Below are 19,124 nucleotides of genomic sequence, written 5' to 3' on the forward strand. Positions count from 1 at the left end.
GCGGCGCCGAGGAAGGACGTCAGCGCACCGAAGTGGCCGCGTGCCATTCGAGCGTCGACGAATCGTCCCAGCCCCGGGGGTAGACCCGGAATCGTGGACGGCCCGGTTCAGCTCGATGGGTGTCAGACGCAGGTACTCCCTGATCATGCTCATGCGCCGCAGGCTACGCGTAGGCTCCGACAACGCCCGCCGCGGTCCCACGGGGGCCGGCTGTCGTAGGCGGCTGGCAGAGTGCCCGTCCATGGACATGGACGAGTTCTGGCACCTCGTCGAGACGGCGCGCACCCGGGCCGGGGCGGACGACGGCTTCGACGGGGCCTTGGTCGACCTGCTGGCCGCCCGCCCGAAGACGGAGATCCTGGAGTACCAGGAACGCTTCGACGAACTCCACGACGCCCTCTACCGCTGGGACGTCTGGGCCGCCGCCTACCTCATCGGCGGGGGCTGCTCGGACGACGGCTTCATGGACTTCCGCGCAGGAGTGATCGCCCAGGGCCGTGCCTGGTACGAACGTGTCGCCGCCGACCCCGACCAACTCGCCGACCACCCCCTGGTCGTCGAGGCGGCGGCCGACGAGGACTACGAGGTGCTGTTCCACGAGGACGTCAACTACTCGGCCGCCAGCGCGTTCGCGCGAGTGGCCGGGCCCGATGAGGACTTCTACGACGCCTGGCGCGACCACCGGCCCGCCCGGGTCCGCGAGCGCGCCGAGGCGGACATGGGCGAGGACTTCGACTTCGACGACAGCGACCAGATGCACCGCCGCCTACCGCGCCTCGCCGCCCTCCACCTCCCGCCCCACCCCGGCTGACCCCGGCTGACCCGGCCTCCGGTACACGGGTACTGGCGGGGCAGTGCACGGTGGGCCCGTACCAGGCTTCGCACGGGCAGGGCTCGACCGGCGTGCCGTCCTCGGGCACGGTGCGTAGGCGTCCCCGGTGGCCGGTGCTCACCGGGCCCACGGGCCCCACCACTTGGGTGGTGGCGGGTCGGCCGCCGCCGAAGTCGGTTGGTCCGGATGCAGACCGAGCCGGAGCAGGGCGTCCGCGTGAAGGCGGACGGCGAGCGTGCAGCGCCGACGTCCGTCCGTGTCGGCACCGCGCATCAGGTCGATCCGCAGCTCGTCCTGGGCGAACGGGAACCAGTCGATACCTCGATCCCGCAGTCAAACCGCGATGAGTCGGCCGGGCTCGGGGCAGCCGGCAACGTTCTCGTAGCAGAAGAGGGTCACCCACTCGACGTCGTCCATGGTCGCCATCATGCCGAAGTGGAGAACGGACGGCTTCCCGTTTTTCACACGACGCCGGCCGAGTCGCCTCGCCCTGCGACGCGGTGTTCGGCCACGGCGACGAGTGCCACCCTGGGGACCTCGGCGATGTGGCCCCCGGTGGTGGCCGGGCGGATGTGGGGGCGGGCGGGTGCGGTGAGGGGCGCGCAGAGTCCCGCGAGGTGGTCGGTGTGGTCGAAGGAGGCGGCCAGGAGCTCCCAGGCGGCCTCGGTGCCGAGTTCGGCGAAGTGGTCGGTCAGCGCGAACGTCGCGGCGAAGTGGGCCACCATCGCGGCCTTCGCCGCGTCGGGGGAGGGCGCGAGGACGGTGATCGGGTCGTAGACGTCGAGCAGTCGCACCGCGACCGGGAACGGTGCGAACAGGTCGAGCAGTCCGGTGCGGGTGACGTGCGGATGGTCGTGGCCGATGGCGGCGTGCGGGTGGACGACGGTCCGGAAGAAGACGGCCATCGGGCTGTGCGGCTCGAAGTCGTGCAGGACGACCCGGCCGCCGGGTCGCAGCACCCGGACGGCTTCGGAGACCGCTCCCGGTAGGGCGGCGGGCGCGATGTGGTGGGTGCCGTAGGCCAGCAGCACCGAGTCCACCGTCCGGTCGGCCAGCAGCAGCCGGTCGGCCGCCTGGCGTACGGCGGGCAGCCCGTGGTCTAGGGCGGCGGCCACCATGGGGCCGGAGATGTCACCGGTGAGCAGGGCCAGTCCGTTCGGCACCTGGCCGGGACGGACCGCGGCGGCGCGGGCCAGCAGCCCGTCGCCGCCGAGGACGTCCAGCACCAGCGGCTCCCCTTCGCGGGCGGCGTTCGTGGTCGCCAGGCGCAGCAGCTGCCGGGCTCCGGTCCAGCGGACCAGCGGGTCACGGTGGGCGTGTCGGTAGGAGTCGCCGTGGCCGGTGGCGTCGGAGTCGAACTCGTTGGACGCCGAGTGGAGTCGGCTCATGGTGGCGTCGCAGCCGAACCGTCCGGTGTCCAGCAGCCGGTGCCACCGTGGGTGGCGGGCGGCCAGGTGCCCGAGGTACTGCTCGACGGTCATGGCGGGCAGGTAGGACGGTGCGGGCACGGGCGACTCCTTCGTCGGACTCGGCGCAACCCTCCATGATTGCCCACCGTGGTGCGTCGGACACGTCGAGTTCGGCCGCGACCTGCGCGCCGCATGCCGCGATCTGCGCGCCGCACCACTGCTCACCGCATGCCGCCCGCTCCCGGCGTCCCGGAGAACGTCCGCCCTGTGGCGACCACTCGGACGGCCTGGCGTCAGGGGCGGGTCCCGCGAGATGATCACCGCATGACGGATGTGATCTTCTTCGATCTGGACGGCACCCTGGTCGACCATCGGAGCGCGGTCTTCGAGACGGTCGGACGGATCGTCCGGGACGCGCCGAACGCGACGGCTCCGCAGGAGGAGCTGGTGGCGCTCTGGTGGGCGCTGGAGGCGCGCCACATGCGGGAGTACCTGGCCGGTGAATGCTCCTTCGCCGAGCACCACCGGCGCAGGGCCCGCTCCTTCCTGCCGATGCTCGGTGAGGCGGTGCCCGGGAGTCCCGGTCTTCTGGACGCCTGGATCGCCGAGCGCTACCTCGCCCCGTTCGAGGAGTCGTGGCGGTGCTATCCCGACGTCCGGCCGTGCCTGGAAGCCCTGTTGCGGCTTCCCCGAGCGCCGCGTCTGGCCGTTCTCACCAACGGGGACCCCGGGCAGCAGCGCGCCAAGCTCGCCCGCTTCGGCCTCCTCGACCACTTCGAGGCCGTCCTGACCCCGACCGAGCTCGGTGCGGCCAAACCCGTCGCCTACGCCGCCGCCTGCCGGTGGATGCGGACGGACCCGGCGCGGGCGGTCAACGTGGGCGACATGCTGGAGAGCGATGTGAACGCGGCCGCCCGCGCCGGGCTCACCGGCATCTGGCTGGACCGCGGCATCGACTTCGTCACCGGTGGACCGTCGCCGACGGCCGACGGGGCGGTGCCCCGCATCGAACGGCTCACCGACCTCCCCGGCCACCTGCCGCGCGGCGAGGGCTGACCGGCTGGTCGGCATGTGCGCGCCGACGGACCGCCACCGACGCGCCGACCCGCTCGTGGACGGGCGGGCGCCCGAGGCGCGCCTCCGCCCGGCCGCCGGTCACGGCCGGACCGCCGACGCGGTGGCGGTCATCCGACCGGCAGAGCCAGGGCGGTGAAGTGGATCCGGTACGGGTGGCGGTACTCCGCCTCGCCGCCGACGATCAGGCCGGTGGGCGTGTCGAGGCCGGCCGCGCGGGCCGTCCGCACGATCAGGGCGGCGACCTCGCTGGCGTCGACCTGCCCGGGGCCGCCGGCGTCGACCCGCCACGGGGCCTCGCCGTCGAAGGCCGGGGGCAGGTGCCCCGGCGGCAACGACTCCCGCGGACTCCAGCCGAGGGCTGCGGCGTTCGCCCCGGCGGCCGATTCGTCGGCGAGGTACTCGGTGTAGGACACGTACAGGTGGTCCACGCATGCGATGTCGAACAGCAGCGGGGCGCCGCGCCCGGGCAGCCGCCCGTACAGGGGCATGCTGTGCGTCAGGCCGGTCGCCAGCGAGACTGCGGGGAGGGTGCGCAGGAACGCGCCGATCGTGTTCTCCAGATCGTCCCAGGTCCCGGGCGACTCCCACCGGGGGTGCTCCAGCGGCTGCCCGCCTTCGAGCGTCGCCACGTAGCCGCGCCCGGCCTGCGCGTACCAGGACTCCCACACCCGGCTCGGCTGCAGCACCAGCTCCGGCCCGGCCTCCCCCGCGCGCAGTTCGAGCGTCACCGCCCCCCGTCGCCAGCGCAGGAACGCCTTGCCCCACGAGGGGTCCAGCCGCAGCCCGGCCGGCCCCCTCAGCCCGTGCGACCCGGCGTACGTCGCCTCGCCGAGCACCCGTCGGACGGTGTCCGCGATCCGCCGGAACGCCTCGGCCTGCGCCCGGTCCCCGTTCCGTGCCTGGTCCCCGTCCTGCGCCCGCTCCCCGGCATCCGGGTGGCTCACCGGGACCACCAGCTCCAGGTACTCCTGGCCGGGAGCCCACGTACGTGCCGTCGCCCCGACCGGCACCGCGACGGCGTCCCCGCCCGCGAGCCCCGTCGTCACCCGGGCCCGCCCGTCCGGCTCCTCCGCCTCCCACGTCCAGCCGAGCCGTCCGACCAGGTCGCGCAGCTCCTGCCCGCTCCAGCCCGGCTCGACCGGCTCGGCGGTCAGACGGCGCACGACGTCGGTGAGGTCCTGATCACTCATCATGATCTCTTCCTACCAGCCGCGGCCGGCCCGCCGGACCCCGGCCACCCGCCGACGGCCACGGGCAGAGGTTGCAGAGGTGCGGGGCAGGGGTGCGGGGGGCGTCAGGAGGCGGCGCGGTGGGGGCGGTCCGCGTGCCGGAGGGCGTCCTGGAGCTGGTCGCGGGTCATGGTGGAGCGATGGGGGATGTCGAGGTCGCTGGCGCGCTTGTAGAGCTCGGCCTTGGTCAGTTCGTCGAGCGGCTGCCCGCCGGCGGCACCGCCCGTCCGCTTCCCACCGCGCGCCTTCCCGGCGGTGGCGGTCTTCCCGGCGGTGGCGGCCTTGGTGGAGGTGCTCTTCCTGCCCCCGCTCCGCTTGGGGGTGCGGGTGGCCGCGGGCACCTTCCGGCCCGGGGCCTTCCGCGTCCCCCCGGTGCCCGTCTTCCCGCCGGCGCCTTCGAGGCTGCGGCGCAGGGCGTCCATCAGGTCGATGACATTGGTGGCCTCGGGTTCCGGGCCGGGGGAGACGGCGACCTCGCGGCCAGCGATCTTGCTCTCGACCAGTTCCCTGACCTGGTCCTCGTACGTGTCGTGCCACTCCTCGGGCTTCCACTCGACGGCGAGCGCGTCGATGAGCTGCCGGGCGGTCCTGAGCTCCTGCGGGGAGAGCCTCACCTCGCCGGGGAGGTTGTCGACCTCCAGGCCCGGGTCGCGGACCTCGTCGGCGAAGTGCATGGTGTGCAGTTCGAGGATGCCGTTCTCGGAGCGGACCGCGGTCAGGTACTCCTTGCCGCGCATCGCGAACATGGCCAGGCCGGCCTTGCCCGCCTCCCCCAGGGACTCGACCAGCAGGGAGTAGACCTTCTGGTACTCCTCGCCGCGCGGGCCGAGGTAGTACGTGCGGTCGAAGAAGATCGGATCGACCTCGGCCAGGTCCACGAAGCCGGCGATGTCGATGGTGCGCGAGCGGCCGGGGGACACCTGCTCCAGCTCCTCCGGCTCCACGATCACGTACTCGCCCTCGGCGACCTCGTACCCCTTCACGATGTCCGAGAACTCGACCTCCTTGCCGGTGCGCTCGTTGACCCGCTTGTTGCGGACCCGGTCGGAGGTGCCGCGCTGGAGCTGGTGGAAGCGCACGTCGTGGGACCGCGTCGCCGTGTACAGGGCGACGGGCACGCTGACCAGGCCGAAGGTGAGCACCCCGGTCCACATCGGTCGGGCCACGGCGGCCTCCCATCCCAGTGCGACGGGTACACCCCCAGCATCCCCAGCCGGCGTCGGGTTCGCACGCGCGACCGGGCCGGCGGTCGCCGCCGGCCTGCTGGGTTTCGCCCGGGAGGGGCGGCGGCGACGCCCTACCGGGGAGCCCGTACCGCGGGCGCCGGCCTGAACCCGGCGAGCGGGCCGCGGTCAGTCCGGCCCCGCGCCGTCACCGTCGCCCGCCGCCTCCCGCATCCTCCCGGCCGCCGCCTCGGCGGCCTCCCGCGCCTCCCGTGCCCGGTCCCCGGCCGCATGGGCCCCCTCCCGTGCGGTCCGCACCCGCTCCTCGGCCCGGGCGAGGCTCCGCCGCGTACGATCCGCCCGCCGCTGCGCCTCGGTGAGCGCGCGGTCGGCCTGCTTGGCCTCCTCCCGGGCCCGCCGCCGGTCGGATTCGGCGTCGGCGAGCGCCCGCTCGGCGGCCTCGCGGCTCTCGGCGGCCTCCCGTACGGCGGCCTCCGTCTCCGCCACCGCCTCCCGGGCCCGCTCCAGCGCACGTCCCCGCGCCAGCTCCCGGGCCCGTTCCAGCGCCCGTTCCCGCGCCAGCTCCCGGGCGCGCTCCCGCTCGTGTCGATACCGGTGCTCGGCCGTGGCCTCGGCGGCGGTCGGGTCCGTGGCCGCAGCCGTGCGGGCCGGGCCGGGGCGTGTCCCGGCCACGACGTCCTCACCCTGATCCCCTTCCGGCCCGCCGGGCCCGGCGTCCGGCCACAGCACCGGCTCCAGCGGCGCCGTCAACCGGCCCGCGGCCAGGGCGGTGGCGGCCTCCGGATCCGACAGCGCGGCGCCGAGCGTACGCTCCAGCCCCTCCACCGCGTCCACCGCCAGCGGGTGACCGGCCTCCGCCGCGGCCCGCTGCGCCTGCTCCGCCAGCGCCCGCACCAACTGCCGGCGCTGCTCGACCAGCGGGCGCAACCGCTCCCCGGCGAGTTGCCGTTGGGCGTCCCGCAGCGACTCTCCGAGGTCGAGCAGTCGGGCGACGAGATCCGGGTGCCGGTGGGCGAGGAGGTTGGCGGCCCACGCGGCCTGGGCCGGCCGGTGCAACGCCCGGACCTGTTCGGCGAGCCGCGGGTCGGTCTTCCGGAGCCGGCCGGCGTGCCGGTTGCGCGCGGCCGTGAACTCGCCGGGGAGGAGGGCGTAGAGCTCGTCGGCGATCCGGTCGAAGGTGTCCGGTCCGTCCGCCCCGTCCTCGTGGGGCGGTGTCCGGCCGCTCATGTCGTCCGGAGTGCCGCCTCGCAGTCGCGGCACCGCAGGTCCGCCAGCGGCGGCGGGTACCAGGGCTCATCGCGACGCACGGGCCGGTAGGGGGACTGCTCCAGCGGTCCGGTCCCCAGGCCGCACAGCGTGTGCGGCAACGGCTCCTCCGGCATTCCGGGGCCACTCCCGGCGGCGTGCACCGCGAGTACCACCGGCTCGACGCCCTCCGCCCCGATGGCCTCGTCCTGCCCGAGCTCGAACAGCACGATGATCGATCCCATACCTCGAGCATCGGCTGCCCGGCCGCCCTTCACACGCCGGACTGGGCCTTCCGTGGCCGCCGTGGTTCCCTCCGGGTGTGTTCTCGATCTCGACGCGCCGCGTCGACGAGAACGCGAGTCACCTCTGGCGGCTGGACGGGCCCGACAGTGACGCTCGGCCCGTCTGCGTCTACGAGTCGCGGACATCGACCGTCCACCCCTCCGGGTGCGTCGAGTTCCTTGCCAGGGTGTGCCAGGGGTCGTTGCTGGACGGCGCGGCACCGGTGCTGGGTGCCGGACCGCACGAGTTCGTGCACCGGCGGGAGGCGAAGCGGGCGGAGGGCATGGGATTCATCGACGGGTGAGGGGCGTCGCGCTTCCGCCTGCCCTGTGTCACATGCCCTCCGGAGGCTTGGTGGCCCAGTGGTGGCCCACCCGGCGAGGTGCCGAAGTGGGGGAGAGACCCCGACCCGGCTCACCGACCGGCGGCCGGCTCGCCTCGGCCGCCATCGGTTCCACCCTCCGAGGTAGTCACTTTCCTCTAGGTAACTACCGTATCCGCCTTGCTAGCGTCGCCGTCATCGCGAGAAACCACTGGGAAAGACAGGGGAGTTGAGCATGATTGTGGTGACGGGTGCCACCGGAAACGTCGGGCGGTCGGTGGTGCGGGCCCTGGCGGAGGCCGGGCAGCGGGTGACGGCGGTGTCGAGGGGGGTGGCCCCGGTGGACCTGCCGAGGGGAACCCGGCACGTGCGGGCCGACCTGACCGCGCCCGAGACCCTGCGGCCCGCCCTGGACGGCGCCGAAGCCGTGTTCCTGCACGACGGCGGCGCGGGCGGCCACGGGCTCGACCCGCGGGCCGTCCTGGACGTGACGAGGGCCGCCGGGGTCCGGCGCGTGGTGCTGCTCTCCTCCCAGGGCGTGGTGACCAGGCCCGAGTCGCCCTCACACGGGGGCGTCATGCGGGCGATCGAGGATGCGGTGCGGGAGTCGGGTCCGGCCTGGACGATCCTGCGGCCCGGGGGCTTCGCGTCCAACGCCTACGCCTGGGCGGAATCGGTGCGCGCCGAGCGGACCGTCGCCGCGCCGTTCGGTGATGTCGGGATCCCGGTGATCGATCCGGCGGACATCGCGGAGGTCGCGGCCGTGGCCCTGCTCAAGGACGAACACGCGGGCCATGTATACGAGTTGAACGGGCCGGCGGTCGTCACACCCCGGCAGCAGGCCGAGGCGATCGGCGCGGCCCTCGGTGAGTCGGTGCGGTTCGTGGAGCTGACCCAGGAGCAGGCGCACGCGCGGATGGCCGCCTTCCTGCCGGAGCCGGTCGTGGAGACCACGCTGGCCGTCCTCGGCGAGCCCAACGCTGCCGAGCTACGGCTCAGCCCCGACGTGCACCAGGTACTCGGCCGCGCACCCCGTCCCTTCGCCGAGTGGGCCCGCCGTAACGTCGAGGCCTTCCGCTAGGAGGCGACGAGTCCGGCCTCCCGGCGGCCCCGGCCTCGGGGCGGCCGGGAGGGGCGGCCGGGAGGGGCGGCCCGCTGATAGCCGTGCCGGGTTCCGCGCCGGACGGATCCGGATGTGGGCCCGGCCGCTCAGTGGGTGTCGGCGTACCATCGCTCGCGGTGGGGCGTTGACGTCGCGAAGGACGTCAACGGCGCGACCATCCCCGACTGTGGGCGGGACGAAGCCGGGGATCGGGTCCCGCGCGCGAGCAGCGCGCGGGACCCGATCCCCGGTGGCTGCCCTGAGTCCGGCCCCACTCCGGACGGCTCCAGGGGCTCCCTTGCTGTGGGCGGTGGCTGCTCCCCCGACCGAACCGGGCTGCGTCAGCAGGCGCCGTCGTCCTGCCAGATGTTCCAGGCGGTGCCCGAACCGGGGGTGACGCCCGTGCTCCAGTACAGCGCGGAGTAGGTGTGGCCCCCGTGCGAGACCTTGTCGCCGGGAGCGTAGGACGCGGCCGCGCTCCACCCGGGGGAGCAGCCACCGCCGGAGGCCGGGGACACCGTGAGCGTGTAGTGCGTGGTGTGGCTCCCGGACGCGGCCTTGCCGGTGACGGTGACCGTGTACGTCCCGGCCGGGGTCGATGCACCGGTGGTGACCTTCAGGGTGCTGCTGCCGCCGGAGGTGACCGAGGCCGGGCTGAACGACGCGTTCGCGCCCGACGGCAGGCCGGACGCCGACAGTGCCACCGACTCCGGCGAGCCCGAGGCCGCCGCCGTGGAGACGGTCGTGGTCGCGGAGGAGCCGGCCCGCACGCCGCCGGATGTGGGCGAGGCCGCGAGCGAGAAGCCGCTGGAGGCCCGTGCGCCGATGTCTCCGTGGGTGAGCGTCTCCCAGGCGATCCAGTGGTCGTCGGTGCCCTGCGGCCGGTGGGCGAGGGTGTACTTCCGGGTGTCGGCCATGCCGATCCCGAGCCGGTTGTGAAGCGCGTTGTACCCGATCTCGGTCGTCGCGCCCAGGCCGGGGTGCACGCTTGCGCCGCACAGCCAGGACGGGGCGGAGGCGCCGTTCTCGTACCGGGTGTGGAAGTCGAAGGCGTACGTCATCCGGTCCGCCAGCCGCGTCCACAGGTCCGTGCCCTGGAGGCCGGCCGTCTCGGCGACGTGCGCGATGGCGTCGAGGCCCCAGCCCGTGTGGCCGAAGTCGCGGCAGGTCTCCTGGGCGACGCCGTTGACGTACGTGGTCTGGCCGTACCAGTACTTGGTCAGCTTGCTCGGGGTGTTCACACCGGACCGCGGCGGGTACGGCGGCGTGCTCCCGTCGGTGGTGTGGTAGACGTACGCGGGGACGCGGCCGAGGAAGATCTTCATGGCCTTGTCGTAGCTCGCGGCGTCGTCGAGGTGGACGGAGATGCCGATCGCGGCGTCCGCCATGATCAGCTCCCAGTTGCCGTTCTTGTCGGGAGCGCCCTGGACGACGACGGGGAGGTAGACCTTGCGCAGCATGGAGTCGAACCGGGAGGAGTTCGACCAGCCGCCGCCGTAGGTGTACTTGACGATCTCCGCGCTCTGCGCCCAGACGGTCCCGGCCCAGCCGGTCTGCAGCGGGGCGTTGGAGTTGGTGTGCTTGGTGATGGTCCCCGACCAGGCGTCCATGATCTGGATCGCCTTCTTGGCGTAGCGGGCGTCGCCGGTCACGTACCAGGCGAGGGCGTCGGTGTAGGCGGCGATGGCGTCCTTCCGCTCGTCGCTGCACCCGTTGTCCGGGACCGACGAGGGGCCGCACTCCACGTCGGCCCGGGGGTGCGGCGTGTAGGACAGGGACGCGTACCGGCTGGCCATCATCTGCGACCAGGCGCTCTTCTGCGGTTCCACGCCGCCGTTCACCCGGGTGCGGATCAGGTCCAGTTGGGACTTGCCGAGCAGGACGCCGGGGTGGGTGAAGGCGGTGGGGGCGGTGATGCCCTGGCCGGTCGGTTCGGTCGGCCGGGTCGTGGCGGCGGGACTGGAGGTCGGCAGCGCGACCCCGAACAGTGCGAGGGCGGCGGCGGCGATCGCGAATCGCCGCCGCTTCGGATTCCTCGCTCGCAGGGCTGGGCCAGGGCGGTGGGGTGCCACTGGGCAGTCACTCCCATCGGTTAGTCAAGTTTCCTGTCAGTGATGGGTGTTGAGGCTATTGAGGTGTCAGGTAGCGGTCAAGCTTCGTTGTGTGGGGACTCCGTGAGGGAGATCTGTCGTCGTTCCGGGGCCGGCGGGGATGCCGAAGGTGCGCGGACATGGCGGTGCCCATCCGTCGGATCCGACGGATGGGCACCGGGCTCGTCCCTCAACGGCCTTTCGGTCAATGCCAGTTGCTGATCCTGACATCGCGCGGCGCGGGGTCGCCCTCGCCGGTCTCGACGAGCTTCTTGAGGCTCAGCAGGAACGTCGCCCACTTGGTGCTGCAGTGGTACATGAACTCCACCGGCTCCCTCCAGTCCTCGTGCCGGAACAGCACGATCGTGAAGTCGTCCTCCTGCTTGAGCTCGAAGCGGACCCGGGTGCCGATCCACTCCTCGGGGCCGTCGACGACCTCCCAGAGCACGAGCTCGGCCGGCCGGGCGTCCAGGACCTTCATGTCGAATCCGCCGGGCGCGAAGCGGAACCGGACTGTCCCTCCGACCCCGGCGTCACCGTCGGTCTGCTCGGTCCACCAGCTCGCCAGGCCGTCGACCGTGGTCAGGGCCGCGTAGACCGCGCCGGGGGACGACCGGACTCCGATCCTGTGCAGGATGTCAGCCATTTCGGTACCTCCATCTTGGGGCGGGCGCCCGCGGGCGGGCGGGGCCCGTCAGCTGTCCTTGCCGCTGTCCTCACTGCTGTCCTTGCTGCGCTGGATCGCCTCGGCGATCCGCTTGATCCGGTTCAGGCGGGCGTCCCAGGCGGCCCCGACCGATGACAGTTGGGCCGTGGCGCGGGCGAGTTGGGCCTCGTCCACCTCGTAGAGCCGCTCGCGGCCGGACGGGGTGACATGGACCAGCCCGACCCGGTCGAGGACGCCGAGGTGCTTGGCGACCGCCTGCCGGGTGACCGGCAGGTGCTCACTGAGCGTGGTCGCGGTCCCGCCGCCGTGGGTCAGCAGCAGGTCGAGCATCCGCCGGCGTATAGGGTCGCCCACCGCCGACCAGAGCTCGTCGTCGACGATGACGCTCATCGGCTCGCCACCACCCGGGCGGTGTAGGTGATGAGGCGGGGCAGGTAGTAGTCCCAGCCGGTGACGTGCTCGCGGTACTGCTGTTCGAGCACGGCCGCCTCCCAGCCCTTCTCCCGGAAGCCCGTCTCGCTGAAGCGCAGCAGCGTGCCCGCGCCGGAGGGGACCAGGTCGAAGGTCACCAGGAGCGAGTTGGCGGGCGTCGCCGCCTCGTCCGCCCCGTACACCCATCGGAAGGAGAACCGTCGGGGCGGGTCGGCCTCCACCACGGTGACCGGTGCGACGTTCGCGTCGGGCGACGAACCGTCGCCGAACGTGATGACGCCGGTCGCCCCGGCGGTCGGCTTCAGCTCCGCCTCGTCCGGCCACCACTCCCGCAGGTGCTCGGGTGTGCTGATGACCTCGTAGACCACCTCGGGGGTGGCGTCGACGTGGATCTCCCGCTCGATGCTGCCGTACTCCATGGCGCCGCTCCGTCCATGTGCAACCTTTGGTTGCATATAACTGTAGGGCGCGGCTGTGTGATGTGCAACCTGTGGTTGCGCTTGAAGGATTACGTGCGGTGTGCGGCGGCGCTCACGACACCACGGGCGGGCACACCCCGCCCATGGCAGGGCCGGCGGTCCGGAGACGCTCAGTCGAGGCAGAACTCGTTGCCCTCGATGTCCCGCATGTTGATGCACGACTCGTTCTCCTCGTCGGCGACCAGGACCTGCAGGCACGTCGCGCCGAGCGCCTCCAGTCGCGCGCATTCGGCCTTCAGCGTGGCCAGACGCTCCTCACCCACGAGCCCGGTGCCGGCCCGCACATCGAGATGCACCCGGTTCTTGACGACCTTGCCCTCGGGAACGCGCTGGAAGAGCAGCCGCGGGCCCACGCCCGAGGGATCGCTGCACGCGAAATAGCGGGCCCGCTCCTCGGACGGCAGCGAACGGGCGTGATCCTCCCAGGTCGCGAACCCCTCCGGCGCCGGCGGCAGGACGTACCCCAACACCTCGCACCAGAAGGCGGCGAGGCGCTCGGGCTCCGCGCAGTCGAAGGTGACCTGGAATTCCTTGATCGATGCCATCGGGCCACCCTAACAGCGCCGATTCCGCAGCTCGATCCCTTTTGCGGCCACCTGAATTGACGGCAGGGCAGCCCTCCGCACGCCCGTGGCGCGCCGAGTGGCTCAGCCGGTGCGGCCGGGACGCCCGGCGCGGGTGTAGCGGCCCGGGGTGGTGCCGAGGACGCGCTTGAAGTGCCGGGTCAGGTGGGACTGGTCGTAGAAGCCGGCCGCGGCCGCGACCTCGCCGGCGGGTTGCCCGGTGAGGAGCAGCCGGCGGGCGAGGTCGACGCGGCGCGACATCACGTACTGGTGGGGCGCGATCCCGAAGGCCGTGCTGAACGCGCGGACCAGGTGGGTGGGGTGGGCGTGGAGCAGGAGGGACGCCTGCTCCAGGGTGGTCGCCTCCGGCAGGCGCGCGTCGAGGAGGTCGCGCAGCTCGTGGGCGACACCGCGGTCCGGGGCGCCCGGGGCGACGGCCAGGCGGGGTCGCAGGTGTTCGCGCAGGCGCTCGCCGATGAACGCCAGCCGGCTCTCCGCCTCCAGCTCGTCCCCGGGCTCGGCCAGCGCCGTGTGCAGCTGCCCGACGCGTCGGCGCAGCACGGGATCGGTGAGGTCCGGGTCGTCCACGGCCGGGCCGATGAACCGCGCGTCCAGCTGGGTGAGGTCCAGGTAGAGCACCCGCTTGCGGAACCCGTCGGCGGTGGCGGGCGAGCCGTTGTGCGGGACCTGTGGCGGCAGCAGGCTGACGGTGTCGTTCGGCGTGCCCCGCTCGTGCCGGTCCAGGTCGTAGCGGACGGCGCCGTCGTCGACGATCAGCACGGTCCAGGCGTCGTGGACGTGCATGGGGTAGGCGTGCTCGGTGAAGCGGGCGTGCAGGACCTCCACGACGCCCGGGACGGCCGGACGCCAGGCGGAGACCTCCTGCTGCGGCATGCAAGGAACGTACAAGACGGCGGGGCCGGGCATCCCGCAGTCTCACGGTATGAGCACAGAGCAGATGAGCACGGAGCAGATGAGCGCGGAGCGGATGAGTACGGAGCAGACCGACACCCCTGCCGCGGCCGGGAACGCGCCGGTCCGCTTCGACACGAAGATCGCCGTCCTGCTGCGCGAGGACCTCGAACCCTGGCAGCGCCTGAACGTGACCGCCTTCCTGGTCAGCGGCCTCGGTACGGCGGTGCCCGAGGTCATCGGCGAGCCGTACGAGGACGCCGACGGCACGGCGTACCTGCCGATGTTCCGCCAGCCCGTGCTGGTCTTCGAGGGCACCAAGGAGACCCTGACCGCCGCGCACCGCCGGGCGGTGGCGCGGGCCCTCCCCGCGGCGGTGTTCACCTCGGACCTCTTCGCCACGGGCAACGACCGCGACAACCGGGCCGCCGTACGGGCCGTGGGCGCCGACCACCTCGATCTGGTGGGACTGGCGGTCCACGGCCCCCGGAACGCGGTGGACAAGATCCTCAAGGGCGCCCGGATGCACCCCTGAGCGGCTACCGGCCGCCGGTGGCGGTCGTGGACTCCGTGTGCGCGGCCACCGGCTCCGCGGGCTTCGCCGCGTCCGCCAGATCGGTCAACCGCCGTAGTGCGGTGCGACGTTGGACGGCGGTGAGGGCGGCGACGGTCACGCCGAGTGCGGCCCAGCCCGCGGGGCCGGCGGTCATGACGGCGCCGGTCAGCAGGAGGGGGCCGGCCGCCTTCTGGACGGACTGGGCGGTGCCGGCCACGCCGAGGTAGGAGGCGCGGGCGCGGGGCGGCGCCAGGCTGACCGCCAACTCCCAGGAGCTGACCGAGCGCAGCAGCTCCGCGAGGGTGACCAGGACCGCCGCGGCCGTCAGGGCGAGGGCGGCGGTCCAGGCGCCGCGGCCGGTGGCCAGTGCGGTGAGCAGGCAGCAGGCGATGAGCGTCGCGCCGTACCAGCGCAGTGCCTTGAGCGCGCCGTACGGGCCGTGGGCCCAGGCGGAGACGCGGAGTTGGAGCACGACCACGAGGACGGTGTTCACCGCCAGGAACAGCGGGACGAGCGCGGGCGGGGCGCCGGTGTGGTGGACGAGCCACAGCGGCAGGCCGACGTTGAGGACGGCGTCGTCGAGGTTCAGCGGGATGTCCAGCAGGACGAACCGCAGGTAGCCGCGGTCGCGCCAGGGGTTCGGCGGCGGCTCCTCGGTGGAACGCGGCTCCTCGGCGGCGCGCGGCTTCTCGGTGGAGCGCTGCGCCTCGGCGTCCGGCCCGCGTCGGGCGGCCACCAGGCCGTGGCCGTCGGGCTCGTGGGTGCGCCGCACCAGGAGCGCGGCCACGACGAAGGACAGGGCGTTGACCAGGATCAGCGCCCGGTAGGCGCCGGTCGTGCCGACCGCGAGGCCGGCGGCCGCGATGCCCGCGCCGATCGCGTAGCCGGCGTTGGCCGCGCTGCGGAACAGCGCCTGGTACTCGCCGCGGCGCTCGCCCGCGACGCGGGTGGCGAACAGCATCTCCAGCGTCTTCGCCGCCCGCTCGCAGATACAGGTGAGGGCCACCAGGGCGGTCAGCGCGGCGAAGTCGTCGACGACCAGCAGCAGGCCCGTGGTGGCGACGCGCAGCAGGTGACTCGTGATCAGCAGGCCCCGCAGCCCGAAGCGGTCCGCCGCCTGCCCGGCCAGCGGCGATCCGGCGATCCCGGCCACCGAGGCGACGCCGAGCAGTAGCCCGAGCTCCTTCGCGCCCAACCCCTCCACGAACGTGAAGTAGAGCACCGAGGCTGCTGCCCAGACCCCCGTCCCCGTACGGTCCACGAACTGCGCGAGCAGCATCACCCGCGCGTCCCGCCCACCCGGCGGCCGCCGCAACCGTGCCACCAGCCCGTTCTCGTTCCACCGCACGCCATTGCCCCCGATTCGAACCCGATCCGACCTTGAGATCGGGCGCGATGTCACACTCGATATCAATCTCGACATCAAGATACTTCATGTCGAGATTCCCGGGAAGATCGAGAGCGCCGGGAGCCCCCGGCACGCCCTGACGGTGTGGCGGCACCCGGCCCGGCACCCGACCCGTCAGCCCCGCCGGAGGTGGGTGTTGAGGCGGGCGGCCTGGCGGGTGAGGTGGGCGCGTTCGGCGAGGTCGGGGGCCTTGGCGGCGGCCTCGGCGTAGAGGCGGGCGGCGGTGGTGAGGTCTCCGGCGCGTTCGTGGAGGTGGGCGGCGACCGCGGTGTGGCGGGGGAGGGCGGCGTCGACCTCGGCGAGCGCGGCGAGGCCGGCGTGGGGGCCGTCGGCCTCGCCGACGGCGACTGCGCGGTTGAGGCGGACGACGGGGCTGCCGGTCAGCCGGACGAGTTCGTCGTACCACTCGACGATCTGCACCCAGTCGGTGTCCTCGGCGCGGGGCGCGTCGGCGTGGAGCGCGGCGATCGCGGCCTGGGCCTGGAACTCGCCGAGCCGGTCGCGGGCGAGGGCGGCCTGCAGGATCGCCACGCCCTCGGCGATCGCGACGGTGTCCCAGCGGCCGCGGTCCTGTTCGGCGAGCGGCACCAGGCTGCCGTCGGGCGCCGTACGGGCGGCGCGCCGGGCGTGGTGGAGCAGCATCAGGGCGAGCAGGCCCGCGACCTCGGGGTGGTCGACGTGCGCGGCGAGCCGGCGGGTGAGCCGGATGGCCTCGGAGGCGAGGTCGACGTCGCCGCCGTAGCCCTCGTTGAAGACCAGGTAGAGGACACGCAGCACGGTGGCCACGTCGCCGGGCGCCTCCAGGCGGACGCCGGAGACCGTGCGCTTGGCCCGGCTGATGCGCTGCGCCATCGTCGCCTCGGGGACCAGGTAGGCCTGGGCGATCTGGCGGGTGGTCAGTCCGCCGACGGCGCGCAGGGTGAGCGCGACGGCGGAGGCGGGGGTGAGGGAGGGGTGGGCGCAGAGGAAGTACAGCTTGAGGGTGTCGTCGGAGCCGGGGACCGGGCCGGCGGGCGGCTCCTGGTCGAGGAGGTGCTCGCGCCGGCGGCGGGCCGCGTCGGAGCGGGTGGTGTCGAGGAACTTGCGCCAGGCGACGGTGACCAGCCAGCCCTTGGGGTCGCGCGGGGGATCGGCGGGCCAGGCGCGCAGGGCCTCGATCAGGGCCTCCTGGACGGCGTCCTCGGCCGCCGCGAAGTCGGCTCCGCGGCGGACGAGGACGGCGAGCACGCCCGGGATGAGGCCCCGCAGCAGGGCCTGGTCCAGGCCCTGCTGCGGGGTGCGGTCCACGGGGGGTGTCATTCGGTGATGGTGAGCGACATCGCGAGGAGCGGGCGGACCTCCAGCCACTCGTGGATCGGCCTGCCACCGGCGCCGGGGGCGGCCGACAGCTCGCCGGCCAGTTCGACCGCGCGTTCCCGGCTGTCGACGTCGATGACCATCCAGCCGGCGATGAGGTCCTTGGTCTCGGCGAAGGGGCCGTCGGTGACCGGCGGGCGGCCCTCGCCGTCGTACCGGACCCACATCCCGTCGGGGGCGAGCGCCTGGCCGTCGACGAACTCGCCGCTCTTCTCCAGCCGGGTGGCGAAGTCGCGCATGTACTGCATGTGCGCCGAGACCTCCTCGGGCGCCCACTGGTCCATGGGCACGTCGTTGACCGCGGTCGGGGCGCCCCGGTAGTGCTTGAGCAGCAGGTACTTGGCCATCATGGATCTCCTCGGTCCTGGTGCGACCCATTGTGGTCGCGTTCACCCCTGGGACGGAGCCGGTCGCGGGTTCTCGACATCGAGGGCGTGGGAATGTCCGCGGGATACGGCGAGAGGGCGCCCGGGTCCGCCGGGGCGGACCTGGACACCCTCGTCACCGCTCACGCATCCGGGTCACGGGCGCGTGGTGGGGCGGGCCCGTCAGCTTTCGCGGGGCCGGTCCCACGGGTTGTGCGAGCCGTCGCAGTGCTTCGGCGGGCACGGCTTCGGCGATGCCCTGCTGCGCGCCGCCGTTCCCGGTCATGTCGAAGTCGGCGTTGAAGACCTGGAGCGCCGAGGTGTTGTCACCGGTGAAGAGGGTCTGGTAGCCCTGGTTGACGGCCGTTCCGGGGGCGGGACGGGGGATCAGCCGCCCGAGGGGCCGCTCCAGCCGGCCGGTACGTGCCCGAGCCGGACCCGCTGCGGGTGGTCGCCGACCGGGACGGAGACGGTCCTGCGGCCGGTCGCGAAGTCGATCGCGGTGACCCGGTCGGCACCGCTCTCGGAGATCACGCAGGCCGTGCCGTCACCGCTGACGGTGGCCCAGTACGGCTTCGAGGCGGGCACCAGCGGTCCCTCCTGGAGGGTGGCGCGGTCGACGACCGTGGCGTAGTCGTCCATGGTGCCGGCGACGCACAGCCGGTCGCCGGACGGGCTCATCGCCAGGCCGTGGTGGCGTGAGTCGTTGACCCAGGTGGTGCGGTCCTCGCTGGTGGCCGGGTTCTTCGGCAGGGTCTTGACCCGGGTGATCCGGTCGGCGGCGACGTCGTACTCGACCAGGCCGTTGAAGAAGGAGACCTGGAAGTAGAGCGTCGATCCGCCGGGGCCGAACGCGGCCGGGCGGACGGCATCGGACAGGTCGGGGCGGCCGAAGGCGTCGAGGCGCTCGCGCATGTCGATGACCTTCACCGGGGCGAAGGTGTCCGCGTCGACCACGGTGATCCTCCGGTCGCCCTTCGTCCAGTCCAGCCAGGGGGCGTCCAGGGCGGTGGTGACCTCGCCGATCGACATGTTCCAGATCCGCCGGCCGCCGTCGGTGAAGAGGTTCTCGTGGGGCTTGTCGCCGGTCCGGAACGAGCCGAGCTGCCGGCCGGTGCGCACGTCCAGCACGTGGACGGTGTTCGCGGTCGACGCGGAGACCGCCACCCGGGTGCCGTCCGGGGAGAGCGCCATGTGGTCGGAGCGGTAACCCGACACCGGGAAGCGCCAGTTGATCCGGCCGGTGGCGAGGTCCAGGGAGACCACGTCGGCGAAGCTCGGGCGGGAGACCACCACCGCGGTGCCGTCCGGGGTGGAGTACATGTCGTCGACGAACTGGTCGTGCCCCTCGCCCGGGCCGAGCCGGATGCCGAGGAAGTAGGCCAGTTTGATCGGGTTGAGGTAGATCTCGGTGAGCCGCTGGTCCTTGTCCGGGATGACGTCGATCCGGCCGATCCGGGCGAGGTCGCCGCCGGAGCGGATGACGTCGGCGGTGCCGTCCCAGTTGTTGCCCACGAACATCACCTCCCGCAGGGCCTGCGGGGACGCGACGGCCGTGGCCGTGGGCGGCGGGGCGGGCGCGGGCGCCGGGGCGGCCGCGGTGACGGCCAG

Annotated in this window: 19 protein-coding genes and 1 pseudogene; 5 read left to right on the top strand and 15 right to left on the bottom strand. The window is 73.3% G+C overall.

Going from position 1 to position 19,124, the window contains the following annotated elements:
• Positions 1 to 241 precede the first annotated feature (241 nt).
• Positions 242 to 811, top strand: a complete 570-nt coding sequence (locus tag ACWEQL_RS21355) for a DUF4240 domain-containing protein (RefSeq protein ID WP_452151854.1) — start codon at positions 242 to 244, stop codon at positions 809 to 811.
• A gap of 482 nt (positions 812 to 1,293) precedes the next feature.
• Here ACWEQL_RS21355 and ACWEQL_RS21360 read toward each other — a convergent pair whose 3' ends face one another.
• Entirely contained in the window at positions 1,294 to 2,340 is a 1,047-nt protein-coding gene (locus ACWEQL_RS21360; protein ID WP_452151855.1) for a class I SAM-dependent methyltransferase, read from the bottom strand.
• 225 nt (positions 2,341 to 2,565) lie between these two features.
• Between ACWEQL_RS21360 and ACWEQL_RS21365 the strand changes: the two genes are divergently transcribed.
• Complete coding sequence (locus tag ACWEQL_RS21365) at positions 2,566 to 3,297, top strand: HAD family hydrolase (protein ID WP_452151856.1); 732 nt, start codon at positions 2,566 to 2,568, stop codon at positions 3,295 to 3,297.
• 128 nt (positions 3,298 to 3,425) lie between these two features.
• Here ACWEQL_RS21365 and ACWEQL_RS21370 read toward each other — a convergent pair whose 3' ends face one another.
• The 4 genes from ACWEQL_RS21370 to ACWEQL_RS21385 all read right to left on the bottom strand — a co-directional run bounded on the left by ACWEQL_RS21370 (position 3,426) and on the right by ACWEQL_RS21385 (position 7,221).
• Entirely contained in the window at positions 3,426 to 4,511 is a 1,086-nt protein-coding gene (locus ACWEQL_RS21370) for a hypothetical protein (RefSeq protein WP_452151857.1), read from the bottom strand.
• A 101-nt stretch (positions 4,512 to 4,612) separates the two neighbouring features.
• Entirely contained in the window at positions 4,613 to 5,713 is a 1,101-nt protein-coding gene (gene ku, locus ACWEQL_RS21375; protein WP_452151858.1) for a non-homologous end joining protein Ku, read from the bottom strand.
• Between the two features lie 186 nt (positions 5,714 to 5,899).
• Positions 5,900 to 6,958 (bottom strand): hypothetical protein, encoded by a 1,059-nt coding sequence (locus tag ACWEQL_RS21380; RefSeq protein ID WP_452151859.1) that lies wholly within the window; start codon positions 6,956 to 6,958, stop codon positions 5,900 to 5,902.
• A complete protein-coding gene (locus tag ACWEQL_RS21385) occupies positions 6,955 to 7,221 on the bottom strand; it encodes a hypothetical protein (protein WP_452151860.1) in 267 nt (88 codons plus the stop codon). The genes ACWEQL_RS21380 and ACWEQL_RS21385 overlap by 4 nt, the downstream gene beginning before the upstream one ends.
• Before the next feature lie 77 nt (positions 7,222 to 7,298).
• Here ACWEQL_RS21385 and ACWEQL_RS21390 point away from each other — a divergent pair, with 77 nt between their 5' ends.
• Complete coding sequence (locus tag ACWEQL_RS21390) at positions 7,299 to 7,565, top strand: hypothetical protein (protein ID WP_452151861.1); 267 nt, start codon at positions 7,299 to 7,301, stop codon at positions 7,563 to 7,565.
• A gap of 253 nt (positions 7,566 to 7,818) precedes the next feature.
• The gene (locus ACWEQL_RS21395) at positions 7,819 to 8,664 is read left to right on the top strand and encodes an SDR family oxidoreductase (protein ID WP_452151862.1); all 846 of its coding nucleotides are present in this window, start codon (positions 7,819 to 7,821) and stop codon (positions 8,662 to 8,664) included.
• A gap of 848 nt (positions 8,665 to 9,512) precedes the next feature.
• Here the strand turns inward: ACWEQL_RS21395 and ACWEQL_RS21400 are convergent.
• From ACWEQL_RS21400 to ACWEQL_RS21425, 6 genes and pseudogenes are all read right to left on the bottom strand, one after another.
• Positions 9,513 to 10,730: pseudogene (locus tag ACWEQL_RS21400) on the bottom strand (alginate lyase family protein); the annotation flags it as partial.
• Between the two features lie 250 nt (positions 10,731 to 10,980).
• On the bottom strand, positions 10,981 to 11,421 hold the full coding sequence (locus ACWEQL_RS21405) for an SRPBCC family protein (protein WP_452151863.1): 441 nt from the start codon (positions 11,419 to 11,421) through the stop codon (positions 10,981 to 10,983).
• Between the two features lie 48 nt (positions 11,422 to 11,469).
• Positions 11,470 to 11,832 carry an ArsR/SmtB family transcription factor gene (locus ACWEQL_RS21410; protein ID WP_452151864.1) on the bottom strand — a complete coding sequence of 121 codons (363 nt, stop codon included), beginning with the start codon at positions 11,830 to 11,832 and terminating at the stop codon, positions 11,470 to 11,472.
• On the bottom strand, positions 11,829 to 12,293 hold the full coding sequence (locus tag ACWEQL_RS21415; protein WP_452151865.1) for an SRPBCC family protein: 465 nt from the start codon (positions 12,291 to 12,293) through the stop codon (positions 11,829 to 11,831). The genes ACWEQL_RS21410 and ACWEQL_RS21415 overlap by 4 nt, the downstream gene beginning before the upstream one ends.
• A gap of 170 nt (positions 12,294 to 12,463) precedes the next feature.
• A complete protein-coding gene (locus tag ACWEQL_RS21420) occupies positions 12,464 to 12,898 on the bottom strand; it encodes a VOC family protein (RefSeq protein ID WP_452151866.1) in 435 nt (144 codons plus the stop codon).
• Between the two features lie 102 nt (positions 12,899 to 13,000).
• Positions 13,001 to 13,810, bottom strand: a complete 810-nt coding sequence (locus ACWEQL_RS21425; RefSeq protein ID WP_452151867.1) for an AraC family transcriptional regulator — start codon at positions 13,808 to 13,810, stop codon at positions 13,001 to 13,003.
• A gap of 94 nt (positions 13,811 to 13,904) precedes the next feature.
• Between ACWEQL_RS21425 and ACWEQL_RS21430 the strand changes: the two genes are divergently transcribed.
• Complete coding sequence (locus ACWEQL_RS21430) at positions 13,905 to 14,363, top strand: DUF2000 family protein (protein WP_452151872.1); 459 nt, start codon at positions 13,905 to 13,907, stop codon at positions 14,361 to 14,363.
• A 4-nt stretch (positions 14,364 to 14,367) separates the two neighbouring features.
• On the opposite strand, the gene ACWEQL_RS21435 is transcribed toward ACWEQL_RS21430, so the two are convergent.
• The 4 genes from ACWEQL_RS21435 to ACWEQL_RS21450 form a co-directional block, all read right to left on the bottom strand.
• Positions 14,368 to 15,732 carry an MFS transporter gene (locus tag ACWEQL_RS21435; RefSeq protein WP_452151868.1) on the bottom strand — a complete coding sequence of 455 codons (1,365 nt, stop codon included), beginning with the start codon at positions 15,730 to 15,732 and terminating at the stop codon, positions 14,368 to 14,370.
• Positions 15,733 to 15,906: 174 nt separating this feature from the next.
• On the bottom strand, positions 15,907 to 17,055 hold the full coding sequence (locus ACWEQL_RS21440) for an RNA polymerase sigma factor (RefSeq protein ID WP_452151873.1): 1,149 nt from the start codon (positions 17,053 to 17,055) through the stop codon (positions 15,907 to 15,909).
• A gap of 32 nt (positions 17,056 to 17,087) precedes the next feature.
• A complete protein-coding gene (locus ACWEQL_RS21445; RefSeq protein ID WP_452151874.1) occupies positions 17,088 to 17,495 on the bottom strand; it encodes a YciI family protein in 408 nt (135 codons plus the stop codon).
• A gap of 405 nt (positions 17,496 to 17,900) precedes the next feature.
• Positions 17,901 to 19,124 (bottom strand): YncE family protein (locus ACWEQL_RS21450; protein WP_452151869.1); only part of this gene is annotated, 1,224 nt, incomplete at its 5' end.

Source organism: Kitasatospora sp. NPDC004240 (assembly GCF_053603215.1).

Excerpts from the sequence above, each read along its gene's own strand:
- ACWEQL_RS21355 (WP_452151854.1), top strand. The coding sequence starts at position 242 with ATGGACATGGACGAGTTCTGGCACCTCGTCGAGACGGCGCGCACCCGG.
- ACWEQL_RS21365 (WP_452151856.1), top strand. The coding sequence starts at position 2,566 with ATGACGGATGTGATCTTCTTCGATCTGGACGGCACCCTGGTCGACCAT.
- ACWEQL_RS21370 (WP_452151857.1), bottom strand. The coding sequence starts at position 4,511 with ATGATGAGTGATCAGGACCTCACCGACGTCGTGCGCCGTCTGACCGCC.
- ACWEQL_RS21380 (WP_452151859.1), bottom strand. The coding sequence starts at position 6,958 with ATGAGCGGCCGGACACCGCCCCACGAGGACGGGGCGGACGGACCGGAC.
- ACWEQL_RS21385 (WP_452151860.1), bottom strand. The coding sequence starts at position 7,221 with ATGGGATCGATCATCGTGCTGTTCGAGCTCGGGCAGGACGAGGCCATC.
- ACWEQL_RS21395 (WP_452151862.1), top strand. The coding sequence starts at position 7,819 with ATGATTGTGGTGACGGGTGCCACCGGAAACGTCGGGCGGTCGGTGGTG.
- ACWEQL_RS21405 (WP_452151863.1), bottom strand. The coding sequence starts at position 11,421 with ATGGCTGACATCCTGCACAGGATCGGAGTCCGGTCGTCCCCCGGCGCG.
- ACWEQL_RS21410 (WP_452151864.1), bottom strand. The coding sequence starts at position 11,832 with ATGAGCGTCATCGTCGACGACGAGCTCTGGTCGGCGGTGGGCGACCCT.
- ACWEQL_RS21415 (WP_452151865.1), bottom strand. The coding sequence starts at position 12,293 with ATGGAGTACGGCAGCATCGAGCGGGAGATCCACGTCGACGCCACCCCC.
- ACWEQL_RS21420 (WP_452151866.1), bottom strand. The coding sequence starts at position 12,898 with ATGGCATCGATCAAGGAATTCCAGGTCACCTTCGACTGCGCGGAGCCC.
- ACWEQL_RS21425 (WP_452151867.1), bottom strand. The coding sequence starts at position 13,810 with ATGCCGCAGCAGGAGGTCTCCGCCTGGCGTCCGGCCGTCCCGGGCGTC.
- ACWEQL_RS21430 (WP_452151872.1), top strand. The coding sequence starts at position 13,905 with ATGAGTACGGAGCAGACCGACACCCCTGCCGCGGCCGGGAACGCGCCG.
- ACWEQL_RS21445 (WP_452151874.1), bottom strand. The coding sequence starts at position 17,495 with ATGGCCAAGTACCTGCTGCTCAAGCACTACCGGGGCGCCCCGACCGCG.